The organism is Microbacterium sp. KRD172 (assembly GCF_017168295.1).
In the GTDB taxonomy this organism is placed as follows: domain Bacteria; phylum Actinomycetota; class Actinomycetes; order Actinomycetales; family Microbacteriaceae; genus Microbacterium; species Microbacterium profundi.
The window spans coordinates 450793-469066 of sequence record NZ_JABFAS010000002.1 but is presented as its reverse complement, the minus strand read 5'-3'; the positions used below and the strand labels follow the sequence as shown (position 1 = coordinate 469066).

Annotated in this window: 26 protein-coding genes and 1 tRNA gene; 14 read left to right on the top strand and 13 right to left on the bottom strand. The window is 67.0% G+C overall.

From position 1 onward, the window contains the following. Window positions 1-79: 79 nt before the first annotated feature. On the bottom strand, window positions 80-679 hold the full coding sequence (locus J1M43_RS02530; RefSeq protein WP_234001560.1) for a lipase family protein: 600 nt from the start codon (window positions 677-679) through the stop codon (window positions 80-82). A 19-nt stretch (window positions 680-698) separates the two neighbouring features. Then, window positions 699-1448 carry an SDR family NAD(P)-dependent oxidoreductase gene (locus J1M43_RS02525; protein WP_206475627.1) on the bottom strand — a complete coding sequence of 250 codons (750 nt, stop codon included), beginning with the start codon at window positions 1446-1448 and terminating at the stop codon, window positions 699-701. 162 nt (window positions 1449-1610) lie between these two features. Here J1M43_RS02525 and J1M43_RS02520 point away from each other — a divergent pair, with 162 nt between their 5' ends. Then, window positions 1611-2216: a TetR family transcriptional regulator gene (locus tag J1M43_RS02520; protein ID WP_206475626.1), complete on the top strand. Its 606-nt coding sequence runs from the start codon at window positions 1611-1613 to the stop codon at window positions 2214-2216. Between the two features lie 39 nt (window positions 2217-2255). On the opposite strand, the gene J1M43_RS02515 is transcribed toward J1M43_RS02520, so the two are convergent. Continuing rightward, a complete protein-coding gene (locus tag J1M43_RS02515) occupies window positions 2256-2717 on the bottom strand; it encodes a DUF3817 domain-containing protein (protein ID WP_206475625.1) in 462 nt (153 codons plus the stop codon). A gap of 239 nt (window positions 2718-2956) precedes the next feature. Between J1M43_RS02515 and J1M43_RS02510 the strand changes: the two genes are divergently transcribed. From J1M43_RS02510 to J1M43_RS02480, 7 genes are read left to right on the top strand one after another with little or no spacing between them, the layout of a single operon-like run. Beyond that, entirely contained in the window at window positions 2957-3676 is a 720-nt protein-coding gene (locus J1M43_RS02510) for a DUF1684 domain-containing protein (protein ID WP_206475624.1), read from the top strand. Between the two features lie 57 nt (window positions 3677-3733). Continuing rightward, entirely contained in the window at window positions 3734-5224 is a 1491-nt protein-coding gene (locus J1M43_RS02505) for an ABC transporter substrate-binding protein (protein ID WP_206475623.1), read from the top strand. Between the two features lie 58 nt (window positions 5225-5282). After that, window positions 5283-6245: an ABC transporter permease gene (locus tag J1M43_RS02500; protein ID WP_206475622.1), complete on the top strand. Its 963-nt coding sequence runs from the start codon at window positions 5283-5285 to the stop codon at window positions 6243-6245. Then, window positions 6242-7105 (top strand): ABC transporter permease, encoded by an 864-nt coding sequence (locus tag J1M43_RS02495; protein ID WP_206475621.1) that lies wholly within the window; start codon window positions 6242-6244, stop codon window positions 7103-7105. The genes J1M43_RS02500 and J1M43_RS02495 overlap by 4 nt, the downstream gene beginning before the upstream one ends. Then, complete coding sequence (locus J1M43_RS02490; protein WP_206475620.1) at window positions 7102-7980, top strand: ABC transporter ATP-binding protein; 879 nt, start codon at window positions 7102-7104, stop codon at window positions 7978-7980. Before J1M43_RS02495 ends, J1M43_RS02490 begins: the two co-directional genes overlap by 4 nt. Then, the gene (locus tag J1M43_RS02485) at window positions 7977-8747 is read left to right on the top strand and encodes an ABC transporter ATP-binding protein (protein WP_206475619.1); all 771 of its coding nucleotides are present in this window, start codon (window positions 7977-7979) and stop codon (window positions 8745-8747) included. Before J1M43_RS02490 ends, J1M43_RS02485 begins: the two co-directional genes overlap by 4 nt. Window positions 8748-8787: 40 nt before the next feature. Next, a complete protein-coding gene (locus J1M43_RS02480) occupies window positions 8788-8961 on the top strand; it encodes an AraC family transcriptional regulator (protein ID WP_234001555.1) in 174 nt (57 codons plus the stop codon). Here the strand turns inward: J1M43_RS02480 and J1M43_RS02475 are convergent. The 4 genes from J1M43_RS02475 to J1M43_RS02460 all read right to left on the bottom strand — a co-directional run bounded on the left by J1M43_RS02475 (window position 8904) and on the right by J1M43_RS02460 (window position 10154). Continuing rightward, the gene (locus J1M43_RS02475) at window positions 8904-9128 is read right to left on the bottom strand and encodes a hypothetical protein (protein WP_033105750.1); all 225 of its coding nucleotides are present in this window, start codon (window positions 9126-9128) and stop codon (window positions 8904-8906) included. The two genes, J1M43_RS02480 and J1M43_RS02475, sit on opposite strands and share 58 nt — an antisense overlap. A gap of 29 nt (window positions 9129-9157) precedes the next feature. After that, window positions 9158-9394 (bottom strand): MFS transporter, encoded by a 237-nt coding sequence (locus tag J1M43_RS02470; protein ID WP_206475618.1) that lies wholly within the window; start codon window positions 9392-9394, stop codon window positions 9158-9160. 125 nt (window positions 9395-9519) lie between these two features. Next, window positions 9520-9918: a PIN domain-containing protein gene (locus J1M43_RS02465; protein ID WP_033105748.1), complete on the bottom strand. Its 399-nt coding sequence runs from the start codon at window positions 9916-9918 to the stop codon at window positions 9520-9522. Beyond that, on the bottom strand, window positions 9903-10154 hold the full coding sequence (locus tag J1M43_RS02460; RefSeq protein WP_033105747.1) for a type II toxin-antitoxin system Phd/YefM family antitoxin: 252 nt from the start codon (window positions 10152-10154) through the stop codon (window positions 9903-9905). Before J1M43_RS02460 ends, J1M43_RS02465 begins: the two co-directional genes overlap by 16 nt. Before the next feature lie 102 nt (window positions 10155-10256). Between J1M43_RS02460 and J1M43_RS02455 the strand changes: the two genes are divergently transcribed. Further along, a complete protein-coding gene (locus J1M43_RS02455; RefSeq protein WP_206475617.1) occupies window positions 10257-11627 on the top strand; it encodes an MFS transporter in 1371 nt (456 codons plus the stop codon). A gap of 21 nt (window positions 11628-11648) precedes the next feature. On the opposite strand, the gene J1M43_RS02450 is transcribed toward J1M43_RS02455, so the two are convergent. Beyond that, window positions 11649-12206, bottom strand: coding sequence for a MarR family winged helix-turn-helix transcriptional regulator (locus J1M43_RS02450; protein WP_235272344.1), 558 nt, complete (start codon window positions 12204-12206; stop codon window positions 11649-11651). An 88-nt stretch (window positions 12207-12294) separates the two neighbouring features. Between J1M43_RS02450 and J1M43_RS02445 the strand changes: the two genes are divergently transcribed. Beyond that, window positions 12295-13077, top strand: coding sequence for a MarR family winged helix-turn-helix transcriptional regulator (locus tag J1M43_RS02445; RefSeq protein ID WP_033105745.1), 783 nt, complete (start codon window positions 12295-12297; stop codon window positions 13075-13077). A 97-nt stretch (window positions 13078-13174) separates the two neighbouring features. On the opposite strand, the gene J1M43_RS02440 is transcribed toward J1M43_RS02445, so the two are convergent. Beyond that, on the bottom strand, window positions 13175-13825 hold the full coding sequence (locus J1M43_RS02440) for a hypothetical protein (RefSeq protein ID WP_033105744.1): 651 nt from the start codon (window positions 13823-13825) through the stop codon (window positions 13175-13177). A gap of 60 nt (window positions 13826-13885) precedes the next feature. Continuing rightward, complete coding sequence (gene dcd / locus J1M43_RS02435; RefSeq protein WP_033105743.1) at window positions 13886-14491, bottom strand: dCTP deaminase; 606 nt, start codon at window positions 14489-14491, stop codon at window positions 13886-13888. A gap of 115 nt (window positions 14492-14606) precedes the next feature. Here dcd and J1M43_RS02430 point away from each other — a divergent pair. Beyond that, window positions 14607-14680 (top strand) — tRNA-Gly (locus J1M43_RS02430). A gap of 17 nt (window positions 14681-14697) precedes the next feature. Here J1M43_RS02430 and J1M43_RS02425 read toward each other — a convergent pair. After that, window positions 14698-14871, bottom strand: coding sequence for a hypothetical protein (locus J1M43_RS02425; RefSeq protein WP_160175048.1), 174 nt, complete (start codon window positions 14869-14871; stop codon window positions 14698-14700). Between the two features lie 44 nt (window positions 14872-14915). On the opposite strand from J1M43_RS02425, the gene J1M43_RS02420 reads away from it, so the two are divergent. Beyond that, window positions 14916-15242, top strand: a complete 327-nt coding sequence (locus tag J1M43_RS02420) for a zinc-binding dehydrogenase (protein ID WP_206477295.1) — start codon at window positions 14916-14918, stop codon at window positions 15240-15242. 18 nt (window positions 15243-15260) lie between these two features. On the opposite strand, the gene J1M43_RS02415 is transcribed toward J1M43_RS02420, so the two are convergent. Together J1M43_RS02415 and J1M43_RS02410 are read right to left on the bottom strand one after the other, a co-directional pair. Continuing rightward, complete coding sequence (locus J1M43_RS02415; RefSeq protein WP_234001549.1) at window positions 15261-15797, bottom strand: PaaI family thioesterase; 537 nt, start codon at window positions 15795-15797, stop codon at window positions 15261-15263. Next, window positions 15794-16405, bottom strand: a complete 612-nt coding sequence (locus J1M43_RS02410) for a TetR/AcrR family transcriptional regulator (protein ID WP_206475616.1) — start codon at window positions 16403-16405, stop codon at window positions 15794-15796. Before J1M43_RS02410 ends, J1M43_RS02415 begins: the two co-directional genes overlap by 4 nt. Window positions 16406-16570: 165 nt before the next feature. Here J1M43_RS02410 and J1M43_RS02405 point away from each other — a divergent pair, with 165 nt between their 5' ends. Continuing rightward, window positions 16571-17281, top strand: coding sequence for an SDR family oxidoreductase (locus tag J1M43_RS02405; protein WP_206475615.1), 711 nt, complete (start codon window positions 16571-16573; stop codon window positions 17279-17281). A gap of 92 nt (window positions 17282-17373) precedes the next feature. Continuing rightward, on the top strand, window positions 17374-18252 hold the full coding sequence (locus tag J1M43_RS02400) for an SMP-30/gluconolactonase/LRE family protein (RefSeq protein ID WP_206475614.1): 879 nt from the start codon (window positions 17374-17376) through the stop codon (window positions 18250-18252). Window positions 18253-18274: the final 22 nt, after the last annotated feature.

The following is an 18274-nucleotide window of genomic DNA, read 5'->3' as shown; positions in this document are numbered from 1 at the left end:
TCAGTGAAACCTGAGTCGCGATGGCTCAACTGTACAACGACACCCGATCGCTGTCAAAACAAAGTTGACATGAGTCCGCTCAACTTTCAACAGGTCGTGTTCGGCCGATGCCCGTGTCGACCTCCGCCAACGCCGCCGCGTACGCGGGGATCGCGAACGAGGCGATCGTGGTGCCGGAGAGGTTGACGATGTCGGCAGACATCAGGGCACTGAGGTTCGCGGCAGGCGCGGCAACGGCCACACCCTCCAACTTCAGCTCCGGTGCGTGTGAAGACGCCCGCTCTGCGGCGAAAAGCGCGGCCTGCCCGCCCTGCGAATGATCCCACAGCAGCAGTCGCTCACGCGCTCCGGTGCCGGTCAGCGCCCTTGCGGCGCGGGCGACATCGAGCATGCTGTTCGACGCGGGGATGCCGAGCAGGTACGAGGATGCGCCGTCGACCCCGAGCCCTGGGTAATCGGCGGCGGCGATCGCATACCCCGTAGCGAGCAGCTCATGCAGCCCTTCGATCAGTTCGAACGGATCGAGTCCGAGCGACGGTGCGCATCTCGCAGCGGCACCGGCGGCACATAGAACGGTGCATCCGCTGAAGGCGATGTACTGTCGGACTCCGTCTACATCGAGGCCGATAAAGAGGAGCGCCGAACCGGCCGGCGCCCAAGATGCCGGCCGGCGACGCACCCCTCTCCGCGTGGATGGCTCAGGAGGCGGTGAGTCCTCCATCGATGACGTGCTCCATGCCGCTGATGTAGGACGAGTCCTCGGAGGCGAGGAAGAGGACGAGCTTGGAGACCTCGTCGGGCTCGGCCATGCGGCGGATGGGGACGACGTCAGCGATCCCGCCACCGTCCTCGTCGGTGGCGGCCGCCATCATGGGGGTCTTGATGTAACCGGGGTGCACGGAGTTCACTCGGATGTTGTCGGGGCCATACTGTATGGCGACGTGCTTGGTCATGCCACGGGACGCGAACTTGCTACCCACGTAGGCGAGGTTCGGAGCCCCGACGATGGAGACCATGCCAGCCGTGGAGGAGATGTTGACGACCGTCCCGCCTCCGGCCTTCTGCATCGAGGGGATCACGGTTTTCATACCGTAGAACTGCGAGTGCTGGTTGACGGCGACGACCTTGAGGTAGTCGTCTTCGTCGAAGTCCACGGTGGGTACGACCGGACCGATGATGCCGGCATTGTTGACGAGCACGGTCACGGGGGCGCCGAAATGCTCCTCGACCTCGCTGACGACGCGCTTCCAATCGGCCAGTGACGTGACGTCGTGCTTCACGAAAAGCACCTGGTCGCCGAGCTCGTTCGCGATCTGCTGTCCGCGCTCCTCGTTGAGGTCGGTGAGGGCGACTTTCGCACCTTCGGTGACGAAGCGTCGAACGTGGGCCTCACCCATGCCCTGTGCCGCGCCGGTGATGATGGCAACCTTGCCGTCTAGCTTTCCCATGTCGGGATCTCCTTCGTGCGTCTGTCGGCACCACTGTGTGCGATACCGAGTCGGTAGAAGCCCCGGTGGGGTCTCCTGTCGGCACCCTCAAGCATAGTGGGCCTCAGTCCTACTAATCCCGTGACAGGGACATTCCGGGGTGCCGGCGCTTACAGTGGGGGGATGACATCCGGGAGTGGAAACGGCCGCGGTCGTCCACTGGCTGCGTCCCGAAGCTCGGTGGAACAGGTCGCCATCGCGATGATGCTGGGAGATGGGTACGAGGCGGTCAGCGTGGACGCGATCGCGTCCGCGGCCAATATCGGCCGGACCACTTTCTTCCGATACTTCGGTTCAAAGTCAGGGGTGATCTGGGGGCCGTTCGACGCGACGATCGAATGGCTGCTGGAGGCTCTTGCCCAGGCTGCGCCGGATGATCCGTTGTCGGCGATCCGCTCCGCGGTCATCACTTCGACGCGTTCTGCGCTCTACTCGAGTGAGGTCTGGTTGGAGAGATTTCAATTGCTGGATTCGTATCCTTCGCTGCGAGCCGAGGCCTTCGCGCACTGGGAGCGATGGAAGAGCGCCATCGCTGAACACGTCGCCGCAGCGGAGGAGCTTGACCCGAACAGCGCTGTCCCGATGGCCGTCGCCGGAGCTTGCCAAGGTGTGTTCATGGCCGAGCTGCGGAACTGGCAGAACAGCGACAACGAACGCGACGAGATCCTCAATCGCTTGGAACGCAGCCTCACTGATGTCTGCGAAGCGCTCCGTACCCTTCTCCGCTGACGCGCGGGTCAGCTCGACTTCCGGGCATTCGCACTTGCGTCATTTGCCGCCGGGAGGGCCGATCGTCAGCAGGATCACGTAGAGCGCGACCACGGCGACGGCGATGAGCGCCACGAGAACCCACGCCCGGCGCAGGAACCAGCGCATCGTGCGGTCGTACCAGGTGCGGTCCTGCGGGTGCTCGCTCTCCTCGAGGCGCCAGTCGCCCTTGAGCCGCCCGGCGCGGTGCAGCCAGATCTCCATCGGGATGGTCGCATAGGGAACGATCGCACTCGCCACGGCGAGGACGCCGAGCCCGATCGACCAGCGCTGGTTGAAGGCCACGAGGATCGCCGTCGCACCATAGGAGAGGAAGACGAATCCGTGGATGCCTCCCGCGATCGTGACCACGATCGGCGGCGCCCCGACGGCTCGCGCGATCAATGCGCCGATCAGAAGGGTCCAGGTGATCGCCTCGGCGATGGCGAGGACTCGATAGAGGCGGGCAGGCGTGCGAAACATCGTGCTCCTTGCTGTTCGGGACTTCACAAGCCTACGCAGGTCGGCGGCGAAGCCACGTGCTGCCCTCTCATCCGAAAGGTTGATGTTCGACGTCCCGTGCGCTGATCGCCCCGCCGGAATAGCCGCGAGTGCTCATGCGTTTGAATAGGAGGCGCGGCGACTGCGACGCAATACCTCTGTTGCCCGCTGTGACGTCGCGGTCCGCGCGTCACCACCGTTTCTCCTAGCATCGAAGAGCCATGTCCACACCTGTGACCACGCACGAAGACCACGTCCGCTGGCAGTCCGAGCGCCGCGACGCCGTGACGGCTCGGACGGGGAATCTCGCCCTCGTCGAGACGCGCTGGACCGGATCCGAGCGTCCCGACCTGGCGACCGAGCGCGCCTCGGCCTCCGTCACCGTGACCGCCCTCGAGCGCAAGGACCTCACCACGGGTGAGCCGGAGTACGGCCTGCGCGTCTGGGACGCCGAGTCGCCCGCGATCCAGGCGTTCGACCGCATCGACACCTACGAGTACGACCCGGACTGGGTGATCGAGGCGCAGTTCACCCCAGTGGACACCGACCGCACCGTGCCCTTCGAGCACATCCGCGACAACGGCGGCTCACGCGAGCTCGTCGTCCCCGGCGACATCACCTTCACTCGCAACGGAGTCGAGCACCGTCTGGCCGCGTTCGACGACGCAGGCTCGCTGCTGCTCGTGTTCGGCGACGCCACGAACGGCACGGAGACCTACGGGGCCGGACGCTTCCTCTTCGTGCCGCGCGAGACCGCCGAGTTCGGCAGCGAGGGCACCGTCGTGCTCGACTTCAACCGTGCATTCGTGCCGCCGTGCGGCTTCTCCGCGCAGTACAACTGCCCGATGCCGCCGGCCCAGAACCGGTTCACGGAGCCGATCCGCGCCGGAGAGAAGAACGTCGTCTTCACGGGCGACTTCGACATCTACGCCGCGCTCTGACCCGCACACACGACGCACACACGACGCACACAGCATCCCGAACACCAGGAGAACCTCTTGAGAAGACCACTCGCGCTCGCCGCGGCCATCGCCGTCTCGGCACTCGTCCTCGCCGGCTGCTCGTCGAGCGCCCCGACAGCCGAGGACAGCGCAGATGCCAGCATCCACATCGGCTCGCTCTACGAACCGCAGAACCTCAGCAACACGCAGGGTGGTGGGCAGGGCGTCACGGAGGCCTTCAACGGCAACGTGTACGAGGGTCTGTACCGGCTCGCCGACGACGGCGAGGTCGAACCGCTGCTCGCGACGGATGCCGTGAAGAGCGAAGACGGGCTCACCTACACGATCACGCTTCGTGACGATGTCACGTTCCACTCCGGGAAGGCACTCACCTCGGCAGACGTGAAGGCCAGCGTCGAGGCCGTCACCGCCGAGGACTCGCAATCCGCCCGCGCATCCTCGTTCGCTGTCATCTCCGCTGTCGAGACGCCGGACGACGCGACTGTGGTCTTCACGCTCTCCGAGCCGTCGATCTCGTTCCTGTACAACCTCGCCTACATCTGGATCGTCAACGGCGAGGCGACCGACCTCACCACGACCGAAGACGGCACCGGACCGTACACGCTCGACGAGTGGAAGCAGGGCAGCACCCTGACCCTCACCCGCTGGGACGACTACTGGGGCGAGCCCGCGAAGAACGGCGAGGTCGTCTTCGACTATTACACCGACGCGACTGCGCAGAGCAACGCGCTCCTCACCGGCGAGATCGACCTGATCACCAGCATCCAGAGCCCTGACGCGCTGGCGCAGTTCGACAACGATGACTACACGATCAGCGAGGGCACCTCGACGACCAAGGAACTGCTCGCCTTCAACGACCGCGTCGCCCCCTTCGACGACCCGCTCGTGCGCAAGGCGATCTACTCGGCGATCGACACGAAGAAGCTCCTGAACTCGATCTGGGCCGACTACGGCACCTTGATCGGCTCGATGGTTCCGCCGACCGACCCCTGGTACGAGGACCTCACCGACGTCAACCCGTACGACGTCGACCTCGCGAAGCAGCAGCTCGCCGAGGCGGGGTTCCCGAACGGCTTCGAGTTCACGCTCGACACCCCGAGCTACGACCCGCACCCCGCCGTCGCGGAGTTCCTGCAGTCGCAGCTCGCAGAAGTCGGCATCACGGTGAACATCAACACCATCAGCGCCGACGAGTGGTACACGAAGGTCTTCAAGGAGCGCGACTTCGAGGCGACGCTGCAGGAGCACGTGAACGACCGCGACGTCGTCTGGTACGGCAACCCCGACTTCTACTGGGGCTACGACAACGCCGACGTGCAGCAGTGGGTCGCCGAAGCCGAGCAGGCGGCGACACCCGAGGAGCAGACCGAGCTGCTGAAGAAGGTGAACGAGCAGATCGCCGAGGACGCCGCGAGCGTCTGGCTCTACCTATACCCGCAGATCGTCGTCGCCTCAGCGGACGTCACCGGATACCCTGTCAATGGCCTGAACTCGCAGTTCTTCGCCTACGACATCGTCAAGTCCTGATCCCATCTCAGCGTGTGCGGGTCGCGGACGGCGACCCGCACACCGACTGATCGCTCTCATGCTCCCCTATCTCCTCCGGCGCCTCGCGTTCCTCGTCGTGTCGCTCGTCGTCGCGATGATCGTGATCTTCGTGCTGCTGCGACTGCTGCCCGGCGATCCGGCGAACGCACTGCTGTCGGTGGATGCCACGCCGGAGCAGATCGCAGCGGCGCAGGCTCAGGTCGGCTCCGACCAGCCGCTCGCGCAGCAGTTCTTCACGTGGGCCGGCCAGATGCTGCGCTTCGACCTCGGCGACTCGTACATCAGTACACTCCCCGTCGCACCGGAGATCGCCTCCCGCCTACAGATCACCCTGCCGCTCACCCTCCTCGCCTTCGCGCTCGCGCTCGTCATCTCGCTCGTCGTCGGCATCACCGCCGCCGTGAAGTCCGACCGCTGGTACGGTTCGGTGCTCTCCGGCTTCTCGCAGCTCGGCATCGCGGTGCCGGTGTTCTGGGTGGGCATCATCCTGGTGTGGATATTCGCGCTCGGTCTCGGCTTCCTCCCCTCCGGCGGGTTCCCGCGCGATGACTGGGAGGATCCGGCAGAGGCGCTGCGCGCCCTCATCCTTCCCGTGATCACGATCGCGATCGTCATGAGCGCCTCGCTCGCCCGCTACGTGCGCGCGGCCACACTCGACGTGCTCGGCAGTGACTACCTGCGCACCGCACGCGCCGGCGGCTCCGGCCTCGGCGAAGCGCTGCTGCGACATGGTCTGCGCAACGGTGCGGTGCCGGTCGTCGCGATCCTCGGCATCGAGCTCTCGACGACCCTGCTGGGCGCCGTCGTCGTCGAGAGCGTCTTCTCGCTGCCCGGCCTCGGCAGCATGCTGCTGACCGGTATCGAGCAGCACGACTTCGCCAACATCCAGGGCGTGCTCGTGGTGAGTACCCTGTTCGTGCTGCTCGTCGGGTTCATCGCCGACATCGCCCAGCGCCTGATCGATCCGCGCCTGCGCGGCAGTGTGGCCGGCAATCGATGAGCGCCGTGATCGAACAGGAGTTGGAGGATGCTGCGCCCCACCGCCGCGGCGGACGCCGAGCGACACTCGTGCTCGGGCTCTCGCTGACCGGGCTCGTCGTGCTGCTCGCGATCGTCTCGCTGGTGTGGCTGCCCTACCCGCCCTCCGACATCAGCGGCGGACGGCTCGAGGGGCCGAGCGCCGCACACCTGCTCGGCACCGACAAGCTCGGACGCGACCTGTTCACGCAGCTCATGATCGGCGCACGGATCGCCCTTCTCGTCGGCATAGGCTCGGTCGTCCTCGCCGCCGTGCTGGGTGTGCTCATCGGTCTCATCGCCGCGTTCGCCAGGCCGTGGGTGGACGATTCGCTCTCCGCCACGCTCGACGTCGTGATCGCCTTCCCCGTGCTGCTGCTCGCGATGCTCGTCGTCGCCGTGCAGGGCGCGTCCCTGTGGTCGGCGATCCTCGCGATCGGCCTCGCGATGTCTGCAGTCGTCGCCAGGCTCACCCGCATCCTCGCCCGTCGTGTGCTGCAGGAGCAGTTCATCACCGCTGCGCGCACGAGCGGTACGCGCTGGCCCGGCATCGTGCTGCTGCACGTGCTGCCGAACATCGCCCCGACACTCGGCGTGAACCTCGCCCTGCAGTTCGGCGCGGCAGTGCTGGCCGAGGCGAGCCTGTCGTATCTCGGCCTCGGCGCGCCACCGCCCAACGCGTCATGGGGCCGGCTGCTGCAGGAGGCGCAGGGCACGGTGCTCACTGCGCCGGTCGGGGCGATCGCTCCCGGCGTTGCTCTGGTCACGCTCGTGCTGGGCGTGAACTTCATCGCCGACGGCCTCCGCGACTTCATCGACCCGACCCGCAGGAGGCGACGATGAATCTCCTCGACGTCTCCGGCCTGACCGTCTCTGCCGGCCGGCAGCGTCTGGTCGACGACGTGTCTTTCACGATCGCTCCGGGAGAGCGTGTCGGCGTGATCGGAGAGTCCGGATCGGGAAAGTCCGTGACGTCCCTCGCGGTCACCGGGCTCCTTGCTGACGCACTCACCTCGTCGGGGTCGGTGCTGCTCGACGGCACGCAGGTCGTCAGTGCTCCGGACAGAGCGCTTCGTCCGCTGCGCGGCCCGGTGGCCGGCATCCTGTTCCAGGAGCCGCTGACGGCGCTCGATCCGCTCATGCGCGTCGGACGGCAGATCGCCGAACCGATGCGCCGCCACCTCGGCCTGCGCGGAGTCGCGCTCCAGGATGCCGTGCGCGCCGCGCTCGAAGACGTGTCGTTGCCCGACCCGCGGTTCGCGAGGGCGTTCCCGCACGAGCTCTCCGGCGGACAGCGTCAGCGCGTCGCCACGGCGATCGCCCTCGCCGCCCGCCCGAGGCTGCTGATCGCTGACGAGCCGACCACGGCACTCGACGTGACGGTGCAGGACGAGATCCTCGCCCTGCTCGATCGGCTCATCGCGGAAGGCGACATGGCGCTCATGTTCATCAGTCACGACCTGGCGGTCGTCAGCCGCATGACCGACCGGGTCGTCGTGATGCGCGGCGGGCGAGCGGTCGAGCAGGGGACGGTCGAGCAGATCGTCGGCGCACCGCACGATCCGTATACGGCGGCATTGGTCGCGAGCGCGCGGGCGCTGGATTCCGCCCTCGACGCGCCGGTCTCGCCGCCAGCCTCGCCTCCGGCCTCGCCGCCAGCCTCGCCTCCGGCCTCGCCGCCAGCCTCGCCGCCTACCGATGGGGAGGTGGGTCGATGAGCATTCTGGAGCTGCGCGGAGCCGGCTTCGCGTACGGCCACCGCACCGTGGTCGACGACGTCTCGCTCGACGTCTCGGCGGGCGAAGCCGTCGGACTCGTGGGCGAGTCCGGCGCCGGCAAGTCGACCATCCTCTCGCTGCTGCTCGGGCTCGCGACGCCCCGTACCGGCGACGTGCTCTTCGACGGCGTGCCGCTCGACCGTCGCGATCGTGGGCTCATGCGTCGCTTCCGCGCGGATGTGCAGACCGTGTTCCAGGACCCCTATTCGTCGCTCGACCCGCGTCAGCGCATCGACCGGATCGTCGCCGAGCCGCTGCGATCGCTCGGCATAGCGAGCGGTGACGAGGCGCGTCGCCTGGTGACGGATGCTGTCGCCGCCGTCGGCCTCGACGCCGATGTGCTGCGGCGATATCCGCACGAGTTCTCCGGTGGACAGCGCCAGCGCATCGCGATCGCGCGCGCCGTCGTGTCGAAGCCGCGGGTGCTGCTCGCCGACGAACCGGTGAGCGCGCTCGACGTCACCACCCGCATTCAGGTGATCGAGCTGCTGCAGACACTCCGCCGCGAGAGCGGGCTCGCGCTCGTCATGGTCTCGCACGACCTCAGCGCTGTCGCGGCACTCTGCGAACGGACCGTCGTGCTGCAGAACGGCCGCGTGGTGGAGGCCGGCGCGACCGGCGACGTGCTGCACGACCCGCAGACCGATTACGCGCGCACGCTCGTTGCTGCGATTCCGCGCCTGCCGTCTGCGCGCGCCGCGGAATAGCCCCGGTCTCCGGCGGGCTACGTCACCGACGTGCGGATGGATGCCGCGAAGTCGATGCTCGCCGAAGCGAGATCGGTGTCAGACACGGCGGGTGTCAGACACGGCGAGGGAGCTCGGCTACGCCTCGGACGAGGGATTCAGCCGTGCGTTCCGCCGTCACGTCGGCGTGACGCCGTCGGCATGGCGGTCACAGCGCACCCACGTACCCGCCTGACGCAACCCCAGCTCACCCGCGTACGCGGTTCGAAAGCCCGAACAGCAGCGCCCCCACGATGCGAAGAAGAAACCCCACACGAACACGGCGATCCCGACACCGAGGACCGAGCCGGAGAGCAGGATGGTCGCGGCGACCGCCACCGCGATCACGGCGGGCGCGAGCACGGCGAACAGTCGGAACGAGCGGTCGATGATCAGTCCGATCGTGAGGTTTCCGACCAGGCCGCCGTGACCGTGACGGTTTGCCCTGCCCGACCCGGCGTGACGCCGAGCGCGTCGGCCATCTCGGTGAGCATGCCATTGGGCAGGAACTCTGCCGTGACGAGCAGGAAGCTCAGAAGCATCATGACGACGAGAGCGCCGTAACGGATCCGCTCGACGGGGGCGGAGACGTTCACGGGTATGGATGCGGTCGTTGTCATGGTCTCCATGCTGACAGGCGAGCGGATGCCGCACCCGACTGCCCGTCCGCGGCATCCGACCATTCGTCCGTCGTGTGGAGTGCGATGCCGACGAGCTGTTCGCGGAGTTGATGGCGTCGTCGTACGCGTGAGCGTCAGCCGAGCACTTCGACCTGCACGCCGGGCAACTCCCCGAATCGCGCGGCGCGATCAGTCGTGAGCAGGAGCCGTCCCGTCGCCACAGCGGTCGCCGCGATGATCAGATCGTGGGCGCTTCGCGGTCGACCGGTCCTGTGAACGTGGGCGAGCAATGAACCGTGCGCAAACGCCACATCGTCGTCGTAGGCGACGATCGGTACCGTCTCAAGCACGCGGTTGACGTTCAGAAGCCGCGAAGCTCTGCGGGCGTCGCTCGCGAGGTCCACGCCTGTGTAAAGCTCGGCGAGGGTCACGGCCGCGATCACGACGTCGTCATCTTCGCGGATGCCGGCGGCGATCCGCTCCCGCTCCGCGGCAACGAGCACACCGGTATCGAGGATCAGTCTGCGGGCCATGCGGGCGGATCCAACGTCACGGCCTCACGCGCAGCGGCGACGTCCCTGGCGAACTCGATGTCGACGGGCGTGGACAGCAGCATGTCGATCAACGGCCGACCGTTGCCGGTCGAGGCGGGAACAAGCTCGGCGATACGTCGACCAGCTCGCGTGATCACCACCCGTTCGCCGCGCTCCGCGCCATCGAGAAGCGCAGCAAAGGACCTGCTTGCCTCTGTTGCAGTCACCGTCTTCATAAAATCAGATTATCTGATTTTCATGACCGATAGGTGGCTGTCCACACGCGGCCTGCGGCGCGGCGCTACCTCTCGTTCACCGGATCCCGTCAGACTTCGAGCATGAGCGCTTCCGCACCGAAGATCGACGGCTCCGAGCGACCCTCCCGCAGCCGAGGCGTTCTCGCCTGGGCGCTGTGGGACTGGGGATCCGCAGCATTCAACGCGGTCGTCACAACGTTCGTCTTCAGCACGTTCCTCGCGAGTCAGCTGTTCGTCGACCCCGAGATCGTGGCTGCCGCAGCCGGCGACGCGAAAGACCCCGCACTCGTCGCGGCCCTCGCGGGCAACGCCAGCCTGGTCGGCTGGGCCCTCGCGATCGCCGGTGTCCTCATCGCGGTGCTCGCCCCGGTGCTCGGTCAGCGCTCCGACGGCACTGGGCGGCGCAAGCTCTGGCTCGCCATCAACACCGGCATCGTCGTGCTCGCCATGGCCGCGATGGTCTTCGTCGTCGGCGCTCCCGAGTACCTCATCCTGGGCGCGACGCTGCTCGCGGTCGGCAACATCTTCTTCGAGTTCGCGGGAGTCAACTACAACGCCATGCTCGTGCAGGTCTCCACGAAGGAGAACATGGGGCGCGTTTCGGGCTTCGGCTGGGGAATGGGATATGTCGGCGGCATCGTGCTGCTGGTCATCCTGCTCGTCGGATTCATCGGCCTGGTCTCCAGTCCCGGCCCGCTCGGGATCACGACGGATGGCGGTCTGCACATTCGGCTCGCGGTGCTCGCCTCTGCCGTCTGGTTCGCGGTCTTCGCGATCCCCGTACTGCTGCGCGTTCCGGAGATTCCCGCGCGCGAATCGCAGAACCGCGTCGGATTCTTCCGCTCCTACGTCGTGCTCGCCGGCACGATAAAGAAGCTCTGGCACGGCAACCGTCAGGTGCTGATGTTCCTGGTGGCCAGCGCAGTCTTCCGCGACGGACTGGCCGGCGTATTCACCTTCGGTGCGATCATCGCCGCGCAGGTGTTCGGCTTCTCCAGCTCGCAGGTGCTCTACTTCGCCGTGGCCGCCAACGTGGTCGCCGGCATCAGCACGATCCTCGCCGGACGTCTCGATGACGCCTTCGGCCCGAAGCGAGTGATCATGACGTCCCTCATCGGGCTCGTGGTCGCCGGCACCGCTGTGCTGTTCATCGGCGATGCGCAGATCGGCTTCTGGATCGCCGGCCTCATCCTGTGCATGTTCGTCGGTCCCGTGCAGTCCGCGAGCCGCTCGATGCTCGCACGCATCACGCCGGAAGGCCGTGAGGGCGAGATCTTCGGCCTCTACGCGACGACGGGACGCGCCGTGTCGTTCTTGGCTCCCACCCTGTTCGCCCTGTTCGTCGGCCTCAGCGGCGACACGCGCCTCGGCATCCTCGGCATCGTGATCGTGCTGCTCGTCGGCCTGGTGCTAATGCTCCCCGTGAAGGCCAAGCAGGCGGTCATCGAGTAGGGCGCGGGCCGGGATGCCGCGTCAGTTCCCCCAGTTATCGGCGAGCTTCGACAGCAGACGGGCGAGCTCGCTGGCCTCTTCATCAGTAAACGACTCGAGCGCCTTCGACAGCACCTCACGTCGCTCGCCACGCATGCCGCGGGCGATCTTCTGGCCGGTCTCCGTGAGGGCGATGCGGGTGCGACGTGCGTCGTCGGGGTCGGCCTCTCGCTGCACGAGCCCGCGCTGAACCCCCTGCTGCACGAGGCGTGAGGCGCGCGGCTGGTCGACGCCCACGGCCTCGCCGAGCGCGCTCACACTGAGCGGTTCGGATGCCGCGGCCAGAGCCTCCAGCATCCGCATCCACGCGGGTCCGCCCAGACGTCCCCCGGGTCCGCCGGCCCAGGGCGGAGGGACGATTCCACGACGGCCGAGCGGCGGGTGGTCGCCATGCCCATGGCCATGCGCGTGATGATCCCCCGGGAAATCTCCGCGCATCCCATGCGGACCGCCGCGTCCTGGGCCGTGGGGTCGTCGTCCGCGCAGACGCCCGAGGGCCTGCGCGATGATCTCGGCCGGGTCTGGATTGTCTGTGCTCACGCGTTCGATTTTACATGCGACTTGACATGTATCCGTATTGCATGTCACACTACATATACATGCACAGTTACACGCAAAGGACTTTCCCATGAACACCATCAACCCTGATGAGAACTCCCGCCCGTTCGGATTCTGGCTCAAGGCCGTCGATCGCCTCATGGCGGCCGAGTTCGCCTCCGCCTTCGAGTCCTTTGGGCTCACGCGCCGCGAATGGCGCCTCCTGAACGTCATCGACGGCACGGTTCCGGCCGACCGCCCGAAGAGCGATCGTCCGATTCCCGCACACAAGCTGACGCGGCTGATCGAGCTGGGCTGGGTGACGGATGCCGACGGCACGTGGACCCTGACCGACGAAGGCCGCACGGCCAAGGAACGCCTCGGCGGCATCGTCGACGGCATCCGCGCGAAGGTCACCGACGCGGTTCCCGCTGAAGACCTCGCCACCACAATGGCCACGCTCGAGCAAGTCGCCCGCGCATTCGGCTGGAACGAGGAGACGCCGCTCCCCCGCGGACGCGGACGTCGAGGCTCCGACCCTCGCGGATTCGGCCGAGGACGCGGTCGCGGGTTCGGCCCGCACGGCTTCGGATCCCGCGGATTCGGCAAGCCCGGATTCGGCCCGCAGTCCTTCGACCACGAGGGCCATGGCGCCCCTGACTACGACGGACGCGGACACTGCGAGCACGGCGACCGCCGGTTCGCGCACGATGCCGACCACGGCCACCGTGGCGGCCCGCACGCCCGCAACGGACACGAGTGCTACGAACACCGGGGCCACGGCCGCGGTCGCACGCACTTCGCACGCTTCGTGCAGGGCTCCTACGAGCGCGGCTTCGACGCGGGATTCACCCGCGGTCGCGACGCGCAGTGAGCGCTACGCGTCAACGAGGAACAGGAACGGGGGTTGTGAGCATTCACAACCCCCGTTCCTGTTCTTTCATCGCGCTGGGCGCGAGCTCGACTCGGTCTCAGGCGGACGGCGGGAGGATCGAGGCGATCGACAGCTCGGCAGTCGCCCCCTCGTGAGACGCCGATGCCGACGGCGCATTGCCGACGAGGATCCCGATCAGGACGATGGCGCCGATGAACAGCACCGCGAGCCCTGCGAAGATCGCGACGGTCCAGCCGCGGTAGCTGGTCCCTTCCGTGCCTCCGGCGGCCGGACTGACGTAGTTGCGGCTCGCCTCATCGCGGGCCGTGGCGGCACGCGAGGCTGCGGCTCGAGATTCGGCTTTCTGCGCAGCGGTCGGAGGCACGACCTCTTGCTTGTGGGCGGATGCCGAGGTCCACGTGTCGTTGGGCGCCCAGGTGTTCCGCTTGCGCAGTGCAGGCTCGGCCGCGGCATCCGCATTCTCTGACGGTGCCGGCGGGATGACCGGCGCCGCGCTGGGAGCCGGCGGCGCTGCGCCGAACTTGGGTGGCGGCGGCACCTCGAAGCCTTCGATGGCCGTCTCGGCGTCGGGAATCGCGATCGTCTCCGGAGCCGGAACCGCGAAGGGCTCCACGCCCGGCGCGGCGGGTGGCGGAACGGATGCCGCCGCTTCACCGCCCGATACGGGCGCGTCGGTGGTGGCATCCTCGCCGGGATCTTGCGGTTCTTCCGTGTTTTCGCCGCTCACGCTCTCGATACTACGTGTGACACGGCGATCCGCACCCGGCAGGGCGGCGATCTGCAAGAGTCAGCCGCCGACCGACCCCAGGGTGGTGTTGCCCACGTCGGTGCGGTGGAAGTTCTGGAACGAGCGGGATGCCGTCGGCCCGCGCTGTCCCTGGTACCGGTTTCCGTACGGGCCGGAGCCGTAGGGGTTCTCGGCGGGAGAGGTCAGGCGGAAGAAGCACAGCTGCCCGATCTTCATCCCGGGCCAGAGCTTGATCGGCAGAGTCGCGACGTTCGCGAGTTCGAGCGTGACGTGACCGGTGAAGCCGGGGTCGATGAAGCCTGCGGTGGAGTGCGTGATCAGGCCGAGGCGTCCGAGTGAGCTCTTGCCCTCGAGTCTCGCGGCGATGTCGTCCGACAGAGTGACCTGCTCGAACGTCGCGCCGAGCGCGAACTCGCCGGGGTGCAGGATGAACGGCTCGTCCGGTTTCACCTCGATCAGGTGGGTGAGGTCGGGCTGATCCTCCGACGGATCGATGAACGGGTACTTGTGGTTGTCGAACAGGCGGAAGTACCTGTCGAGACGCACGTCGATGCTTGACGGCTGGATCATCTCCGGCTCGTGCGGAGCGAGGCCGATCCGGCCGGAGGCGAGTTCTGCTCTGATGTCGCGGTCGCTGAGAAGCACGGGTACAGCCTAATGGCGCATCAGCGGTCAGATGATGCCGAAGCGATTGCCGAGCTTTGGCCATGGGCGGGAGTGCAGGTAGGCTTGCCTTCACCTGTTCTTGATGAGCAGGTTCGGGACTGTAGTTCAATGGCAGAACTTCTGCTTCCCAAGCAGATAGCGCGGGTTCGATTCCCGTCAGTCCCTCCACAAAAAGCCGGAACGCTTCAGCCCGCCACCCGTGCCACCACGATCCGGGCGGTCGCCTCAGGATCCATACGGTGCCCCACCGACTCCGGCACCTGCAGGTACTCGGCATCCGGCATCATCTCCGCGAGTCGGGATGCTGCGGTCACGAGGATCGGCATCGTCTCGACCCCGCACAGACTAGTGACCGGCATCCGCACACAGCGTCGGCGGCGAGAACCTCGAGAAGTCGCTTCGCATCCTGCGCCCCGGCGGCAAGGCGATCGGCATCTCGGGCCCGCCCGACCCCGCATTCGCGAAGCGGATCGGCCTGAATCCGTTGCTCCGACTGGCGATCACGGCGCTGAGCGGCAAGGTCCGCCGCCAGGCGAAGAAGCTCGGCGTGACATACGAGTTCCTCTTCATGAGCGCCAGCGGCGACCAGCTCCGCGAGATCGCCGACCTCATCGATGACGGCACCCTGCGGCCCGTCGTCGGCAATACATTCTCGTTCGACGAGACCCCGGATGCCCTCGAATCGATCGCCAAGCGCGGCGTGAACGGCAAGACCGTCATCACCTCGTGAATCGGGGACTGAATCGGCTTACGCGGCCGGGCTCGGCGGCGGACCCGGCTGGATGATCAGGCAGGTGCTGGATGCTGTCGCAAGAACACGACCTTCGCTGTCGCGGATGTCCGCCTCGGCGAAAGAGGCGCTGCGCCCGCGGCGGGTCACCCATCCGTGCGCGGTCACCTGTCCGGTGTCTGCCGTGATCGGGCGGAGGAACGACACCTTGATCTCGAGGCTCGTGTAGCCGACGCCGGCGGGCAGCGTCGAATGGACGGCGCATCCGCACACCGAATCGAGCACGGTGGCGAAGAACCCGCCGTGCACCGAGCCGATCGGGTTGTAGTGCGATTCGTCCGGCACCGCCGTCATCACGACGTCTCCGTCATCGATCGTGACGAAGTCGAGCCCGATGTGACTGCTGATCGGAGGCGGCGGGACCTCGCCCGATGCGACCGCGCGCAGCTGCTCGAGACCGGTGCGCGAGAAGAGGTCGCGCTTGTCACGCCCCGGTACCCGGTAGTTGAGCGTGCGTGTTCGTTCGGTCGAGGATACGGCGTCGGAGTCGGTCATGAGTGCTCCCCGGGCAAGATGGCTGCGACCTGCGTGCGGATGCTCGCCAGGATCTCTGCAGTGCGTGCGTCGACGTTCAGGCTCGACCCTATCTCGAGGAACATGATGGCCGAGATCACCCGCGCCAACGACGGCGCCTCCGCGGTCGCCACCTTCGCTCGGTCGATCAGGATGTCGGAGTACACCTGCTCGGTCTGCGCCACGATCATGAGCGCTTCGGCGTGACGAGGCTCGGCAGGATCACCGAAGACCATCTCGCGCAGGTAGGTGCGGCCATTCTCCACTTGCGTGCGGTTGCAGTCGACGATCGCGGAGACCAAGGCCATGACGCCGTCCAAGGCGTTCGACGCGTCGGCCGCCGCAGCGCGCCCGCGTTCCAGAGCGTCGGTGTAGTGGGCGTTCTGCACCAGCAGCAATAGCTCACCCTTGGTCTTCGCATACAAGAACAGCGTGCCGGTGCCGATGTCGGCCGCTTCAGCGATCTGCTGCGTGGTGACCTCATCGACACCGTGCTTCGCGAACAATGCACCGGCGGCAGCAGTGATGCGCTCGAGTTTGGCCTGCTTGTTCCGCTCGCGCCGCCCGAGCGGCTGTGGAGCCACTGGCATTGTGATCCTCCTGGAATAGTGCATGACTGACCTCAGTTATGAGTGTAGTCAACACCGTATGGGCTCGGATATGAATCCGCCCATTCTCGCACGCAGGTGCGAGACGACCCGGCTCCGCGCCGAGGCGACGGGAGCCCACAGATCAGAACCAGAGAGAAGACCCGCATGACTTCATTGAACGGCGCCATCGTCCTCGTCACCGGCGCGAACGGCGGCATCGGAACCCACTTCGTCCGCGAAGCACTCGCCCGCGGCGCGGCGAAGGTCTACGCCACCGCCCGCAACCCTCGCGAATGGGATGACGAGCGGATTGTCCCCCTCACCCTCGACGTCACGGATGCCGAGTCCATTCGCGCTGCCGTCGAAGCCGCACCCGACGTGACCGTGCTGGTCAACAATGCCGGCGCATCCACGTCGTCCCCCGGCATCCTCACCCACACCGACAAGGAGATCCGCCGGAATGTCGAGACCAACTTCCTCGGTCCGCTTTTCCTTGCGCGCGCGTTCGCTCCCGTGCTCGCGGCGCACGGCGGCGAGACGGCGATCATCGACATCCACTCGGCTCTGAGCTGGTACGCCGTCGCAGGCATCTATTCGGCGACCAAGGCGGCACTGTGGTCGGCGACGAACTCGCTCCGACTCGAGCTCCAGCCTGCAGGTGTGCAGGTCGTGGGAGTTCACGTCGGCTGGGTCGACACCGCGATGGCAGCGCACACCACAGACCCGAAGCTCGACCCCGCCGTGCTCGTCGCCAAGGTGCTCGACGCCACCGAGGCCGGCGAGTACGAGGTGCTCGCCGACGACACTTCGGTGAACGTCAAAGCGGGTCTCTCGGCTCCGCTCGAGGCGCTCTACCCGCAGCTCGCCGCGAGGTAGAGCGACGACGCGGGCGATCCACCACTGATGCGCCCGCGTCACCGCGCCCGGCGTTGACTCGCCTACGCTGAGGCAGGAACGGAAGGGCGTCGATGACGACTGAAACGGACCTGCTCCCCCACGGCTCAGCCGTCGAACGACTCGCCACCGGCGCGACCTGGTCGGAGGGACCGCTCTGGATCCCCGACGAAGGAGTCCTGCGGTGGAGCGACATCTCGGGTAACCGCATCATGCGTTGGGAGGCGGCGACCTCCGAGGTGAGCGTTCATCGCAGCGACGTGGAGTTCACGAACGGCCGGATGCTGGACCGCGACGGCAGCGTCGTGCAGTGCTCGCACGGCCGGCGACGACTGGAACGGGAACTGCCGGACGGGACCGTCACCGAGATCGTCAGCCGGTGGGGCGAGCATCGGCTGAACTCCCCGAACGACGTGGCACTCGCGCCGGACGGCTCCTACTGGTTCACCGACCCGGATTACGGGATCACTCAGCCTCGTGAGGGACATCCCGGCATCCGAGAGTACGGAGCCTGTCATGTCTTCCGATGGTCGGATACCGACGGCCTCACGTCCGTGATCGACGACATGGACCGCCCGAACGGGATCGCGTTCTCACCCGACGGCAGCATCGTCTACGTCACCGACACCGGCCCGGAGCTGGGCGCGCGGCGGAACCACCGCATCCGCGCGTACGACGTGAATGACGCTCAGTCGAGCAACGGCCGGAAGTTCGCCGCGATCGAGGTCGGCCTGCCAGACGGCATCACCGTCGACATCGAGGGCAACGTGTGGTCGTCCGCCGGCGACGGCGTGCATGTCTTCTCACCCGAAGGGATGAAGTTGACTTTTATCCCGGTCCCCGAGGTGGTCGCGAACCTCTGCTTCGGCGGTGCCGATGGAACCGACCTCTTCATCACCGCCACGACCAGCCTCTACCGCGTCCGCACGTCCACGAGGGCTGCGCAGTTCTGACCCCGTCGACCTGCGGACTGAG